The following is a 6,000-nucleotide window of genomic DNA, read 5'->3' on the forward strand; positions in this document are numbered from 1 at the left end:
CTCAGTAAGTAGGTCGCTTTAGCCGATCAACGAGCGTCGACGACGATGCGGGACATCACCCGTCGCCGGTGACGCCAAGAAAGGGGCCAAGGAACGATCGAAACCATGCGACAATGCGCGAACATGCCTCGCCGTCCCCCCGGTAGGCATCGACGTTACATGAGCGGTGAATGAAGGTTCTGGTGATCGGCGGCGGCGTCATTGGCACCACCACGGCGTGGTGTTTGCGGCAGAGCGGTCACGAGGTCACCGTCGTCGACCGGGCAAGCACACTGGCCGCCGAGGGAAGCTTCGCCAACGGCGGGATGCTGCACGCGAGCCACACCGAACCCTGGAATACCCCCGCCGCCCTGCGCCAGCTCACGCGCTGGATCGGGCGGGAGAACTCGCCCCTGCTCCTGCGGCTCTCGCAATTGCCGTATCTGCTCGGCTGGGGCGTCGGCTTCTTGCGCTATAGTCGCCCTCACCACCACCGGCGCAACACGCGCATCAATACCCGGCTCGCCCGCTACAGTCACCGGATGACACAGCGCATCCGGGAGCAAACCGGTATCCGCTACGATGATGCGCAGCACGGCATCCTCAAGATCTTCCGTTCCCGGCACGAACTCGACAAGGCGGCGCTGACCGCGGCGCTGACCGCGGAGCTCGGCGTGCGCCACGAGATTCTCGACGTGCCGGCCACGATCGCCCTGGAACCCGCCCTCGCGGGGGTACGCGAGGCGCTCGTCGGCGCGATCTATTATCCGGACGACGAGAGCGGTGATGCCTGCCTTTTCACTCGTCGTCTGGGTGAGCTGGCCGCACGGCAAGGCGTCTGCTTCGAGCTGCGCACGGAGGTGCGTCGCATCGAGCTCAGAGACGGCTCCATTCATGGCGTCGTGACCAGCCGCGGCCTGCGCCAAGCCGACTGCTACGTGCTCGCCGCCGGCGCGGACGCGCCGCTGCTCGCCAAGCCACTCGGCATCGATCTGCCGATCCGCCCGGTAAAAGGCTACTCCGCGAGCCTAAGCACCACCGGTTGCCCCGGGGTGCCGCGGGTGCCCATCATCGACGAACGCCATAAGGTCGTGATGACCCAGCTGGGCGAGCGCCTGCGCATCGCGGGAACCGCCGAGTTTGCCGGCTACGATTACAGCATCCGGGAACAGCGCGTGCGCACCATCATCGAGCAGGCCCTGAGCAATTTGCCGGAACTCGCCGCCACGGTGGATCGGGACGCGGCTTCCGGCTGGGCCTGCCTGCGCCCGCTCACGGTGGACGGCCCCCCCATCCTGGGACGCACTCCGGTATCCAACCTCTTGCTGAACGTGGGCTCCGGTCACCTTGGTTGGACGTTCGCCGCCGGATGCGCCTATGCGCTCAACGATATCCTCGCCGGAGGCCAGCCCGAGCTCGATCTCGACGGGCTCACGCTCGCGCGCTTTGCGCGCAGCACCTGATCGCCCGCTCAGTGTTCTATCTTAGTGAAGGTGAAAACCGCTTTCGCCTCGCACGGCCACCATCGACATCCGCGCCTAACCGCAGGCCTTGCGTGCGTTGCGAAACAGTCGCAACCATGGACTGTCCTCGCCCCACTGCCGTGGCGACCAGGCAAGCTGGATCGTGCGGTACACCCGCTCCGGATGGGGCATGAGGATGGTGAAGCGCCCGTCACGGCTAGTGAAACCGGTCACCCCCTCGGGTGAACCGTTGGGGTTTGCCGGATAACGCTCGGTGGGCCGGCCGAAATTATCCACATAACGCATGGCGACCACGTCGGCCGCGAGGGCCTGCCGAAGCCCTTGCGGCGAGTCGTACTGCGCGCGGCCTTCGCCGTGCGCCACGGCGATCGGTAGCCGGGAGCCGGCCATCCCCTCCAGGAATATCGAGGGAGACGCCATTATTTCCACCATCGCCAGGCGCGCCTCGAACTGCTCGGAGCGGTTGCGGACAAATTGCGGCCAAAGCTCGCTGCCCGGTATCAGCTCCCGCAGCCCGGCGAACATCTGACAGCCGTTACATATCCCGAGACCGAAGACATCGGGCCGCCCACAGAAGGCGGCAAATGCATCGCGAGCGCGGGCGTTGTAGAGAATCGATTTGGCCCAGCCGCCACCCGCTCCCAGCACGTCGCCGTAAGAAAATCCGCCGGCTGCGGCGATACCGTGGAATTCATCGAGGAAACGGCGGCCCTCGAGCAGATCGCTCATGTGCACATCGACCGCCATGAAGCCGGCTCGATCGAATGCCGCCGCCATCTCCACATGCCCGTTGACGCCTTGCTCGCGCAGCACCGCCACGCGCGGGCGTGCGCCGGCGCCGATGTACGGAGCACCGACGTCGTGCGCCGGATCGAACGTGAGCGCGGCGTGCAGCCCGGAATCCGAGCCTTCCAGCAAGGCATCGTATTCCTCACGCGCGCACTGCGGGTTGTCCCGCAGCGTCTGCATGCGCCAGGTTGTCTCGGACCACGCCCGCTGCAGCTCGACGCGGGGTGCCTCGAGCACGATCGTGCCACCGCGGCGGAACACCAAGCGATCATCGTCACGCAGACCACCGAGCACATGGCAATGGCGTCCCAACCCGGCCTCGTGCAGCGCGTCGAGCACCTGCGCGCGGCGCGCGCGCTCAACCTGCACGACGGCTCCCAGCTCTTCACTGAAAAGTGCCGCGAGCGGCGCGTCCCCCAGCTCGTCCAGGTTGGCATCCAAGCCGGTGTGGCCGGCAAACGCCATTTCCGCCAGCGTGACGAAGAGGCCGCCATCGGAGCGGTCATGGTAAGCGAGCAAGCGCTCCGCGCGGACGAGCGCCTGGATCGTGTTGAACGCTCTCACCAAGGCATCGGGGTCATTCAGATCCGCCGGCTCGTGACCCAGCTGCCCATATACCTGAGCGAAGGCGGAAGCGCCCAGGCGATTGCGGCCTTTGCCCAGGTCGATCAGAATGAGGTCCGTCTCGCCACGGTCGGTCCGCAGCTGCGGCGTGAGCGTTTTGCGCGCATCCTCTACCGCCGCGAACGCGCTGACAACCAGTGACAAGGGGGCCGTCACGCTCTTTGGCTCACCTGCCTCCTCCCACACCGTGCGCATGGACAGCGAATCCTTGCCGACCGGAATGGGGATGCCCAGCTTCGGACAGAGCTCCATCGCCACGGCGCGCACCGTTTCATAAAGACGCGCATCCTCGCCGCTGTAACCGGCAGCGGCCATCCAATTCGCCGACAGGCTCACCCGCGCGATTTCCCCCACCGCGGCCGCAGCGATGTTGGTAAGCGCCTCGCCCACCGCCAGGCGTCCGGACGCCGGGGCCTGCAGCAACGCAACGGGCGTGCGTTCACCGAGGGCCATGGCTTCGCCTGAATAGCCCAGATAATCCGCCAGGGTCACGGCCACATCGGCCACCGGGATCTGCCAGGGGCCGACCATCTGATCACGTGCGACCAGACCGGAGACGCTGCGATCACCAATTGTGATCAGGAAATGCTTGGCGGCGACGCAGGGCAGGCGCAGTATCCGCTGCGCCGCGGCGAGCGGATCGATGCCCGCGAGCATGAGCCTCGTCTTGGGTACCGGCCGGCTACGGGCCTGTCGCAACATCTTCGGTGGCTTGCCGAGCAGCAGTTCCAAAGGCAAATCCACCGGGGTATTGTCGAAATGCCCGTCACCGACGATCAGGCGGCGCTCCGCCGTGGCCTCGCCGACAACTGCATAGGGGCAACGTTCACGTTCGCAAATCCGGCGAAACGCCGCGAAACGATCCGGCTCGATCGCGAGCACGTAGCGCTCCTGGGATTCGTTGCACCACAACTCCAGCGGCGACATGCGCGGATCGGCATTGGGGATCGTGCGCAACTCGATGCGCCCGCCGCGGGCGAATTCATCGAGCAGCTCGGGCAATGCGTTCGCCAGGCCGCCCGCGCCGACGTCATGAATGGAAAGGATGGGATTACGCGCACCCGATCGCCAGCAGGTGTCGATCACCTCCTGGCAACGGCGCTCCATTTCGGGATTGCTGCGCTGAACCGAGGCAAAATCCAGCGCCTCCGCGCTCGCCCCACTGGCAAGGGAGGAGGCCGCTCCGCCACCGAGACCGATCAACATCGCCGGCCCACCCAGAACCACCAGCGCCGCATTGACCGGTATCGGCTTTTTGGCAACGTCCTGCGGGCGAATATTGCCAACGCCGCCGGCGAGCATGATCGGCTTGTGATAGCCACGCACCTCCGCGCCTTTGGCACCGGGCACCGTCATTTCGAACGTGCGGAAATAACCGCTCAACTGCGGGCGCCCGAACTCGTTGGCGTAGGAAGCGGCCCCAATGGGCGCGTGCAACATCACGTTCAGCGCGCTGACGATGCGCTCGGGATGACCGTATTCCTGCTCCCAAGGCTGCAATGCCTCGGGCAGGCGGAGGTTGGAAACCGCAAATCCGGCGAACCCGGCCTTGGGCTTGGCCCCGCGTCCGGTGGCCGCCTCGTCGCGAATTTCGCCGCCGACGCCGGTCGCCGCGCCCGCAAAAGGCGCGATCGCGGTGGGGTGGTTATGCGTTTCCACCTTGAGCACCAAGTGCGCCGGCTCCTCGAGAAGTCCGTAGACACCGTTGTCGGGATCCGCAACGAACCGGCGCGCGAAATGGCCCTCGATGACCGCCGCATTGTCACGATAAGCCGAAAGGACCCATTGTGGAGAGCATTCATGGGTGTGGCGAATCATTTGCAGCAGTGAGTGCGGGCGGCGTTCGCCATCGATGATCCAATCGGCATTGAATATCTTGTGCCGACAGTGCTCGGAATTGGCCTGAGCGAACATCATCAGCTCGACATCGCTCGGGTTGCGCCCCAGAGCTCGGTAGCTCTCCAGCAGGTAGTCGATCTCATCACTCGCCAGCGCCAGTCCCAGGTCGCGATTCGCGTGCTCGAGGGCGAGCTGTCCGTTACCGAGGATGTCGATATGCCCGAGTGGCGCGGGGTCGCTCAGATAAAAAAGCGAGCCGGCAGCACCAAGACTCGTAAGCACGGATTCGGTCATACGATCGTGTATGAGACCGTGTACCCGCTGTAGCTCGCCTGACGTAATCGCTTTGCCATCGGCCGCCCGCAAGCGATAAGCGATGCCGTGCTCGATACGCCGCACCTCGCTCAGGCCGCAATGGTGGGCGATGTCCGTTGCCTTGCTCGACCAGGGGGAAACGGTGCCGAGACGGGGCACGACGAGAAGCAACTGTCCGCCTTCCATGCCGGCGTCCCACCCAGCCTCGCAACCGAGCAGGTCCTGCAGCACCGCGTGCTTGCGCCCGCTGAGCTGCATCTCGATATCGACGAAATACATGTAGCGCGCGCTGACCGAATGCATACGGTCCACGGCTCGCTTGAGGTTGCTGACAAGCTGCTCGGTGCGAAAAGCGGATAGGGCGGAGCCGCCGGTGAAACTCAGCATGGCTTGCAATGGCCCGAGTCGATGGGAATGTGTGCTTCGCCTGCGAAGCACCCCGACCGTCAGTTCAGCTGTTCCTCGACCAACCCGAGTATCTTGCCGCTGATGCCCTCGGCCGCCGGGCTGCCGTCAAAACGGTGGACCGTAACCTGAATGTCGTCGTTCGCTTCGCTCAGGTCGATCCGGTATTGCTCGACCGTATCCGGAATATCGGAGCGCCAGAAAGCGACTGTGTCCAACAATCCTTTTTCCTTTGGCCCCACCTCGGCACGTGTATCGTAGCGCACGAAATAATGCCGCGCGCTGCGGTCCCGGTCGACGACGGTAAAACCGGCCCGGTCGAGGGCCAAGCCGATCCGCCGCCACGCCTTGAAGAATCGGTCGGGCAGAATCAAAGCGGACCGCCCATCGTCGAGCTGCCGCATCATGGGCTTGGGCTCACTCGGAGTGTCTTGGCTCACGAGGGTCGCCGATGCGGACGGCGCGCGCTCACCACCGAGCTCGGCCGAGAGCGCGGCCATGAACTCCCCTTCGAGGAAGCGATCGCCCTCGGCCAACCGCCACTGGCCTTGCTGGTCGCGCACGA

At 65.2% G+C, this 6,000-nt stretch carries 3 protein-coding genes; 1 reads left to right on the forward strand and 2 read right to left on the reverse strand.

Going from position 1 to position 6,000, the window contains the following annotated elements; all coding sequences use genetic code 11:
* The first annotated feature begins 170 nt into the window (after nt 1-170).
* Nucleotides 171-1,442 (forward strand): D-amino acid dehydrogenase, encoded by a 1,272-nt coding sequence (locus AC52Q4_RS14470; protein WP_495537504.1) that lies wholly within the window; start codon nt 171-173, stop codon nt 1,440-1,442.
* 75 nt (nt 1,443-1,517) lie between these two features.
* Here AC52Q4_RS14470 and purL read toward each other — a convergent pair whose 3' ends face one another.
* Both purL and bamC read right to left on the reverse strand, forming a co-directional pair.
* On the reverse strand, nt 1,518-5,417 hold the full coding sequence (gene purL, locus AC52Q4_RS14475; protein WP_495537505.1) for a phosphoribosylformylglycinamidine synthase: 3,900 nt from the start codon (nt 5,415-5,417) through the stop codon (nt 1,518-1,520).
* Nucleotides 5,418-5,476: 59 nt separating this feature from the next.
* On the reverse strand, nt 5,477-6,000 hold a 524-nt coding region (bamC, locus tag AC52Q4_RS14480), incomplete at its 5' end, for an NlpB/DapX family lipoprotein (RefSeq protein WP_495537506.1).

The organism is Nitrococcus sp., assembly GCF_059432795.1.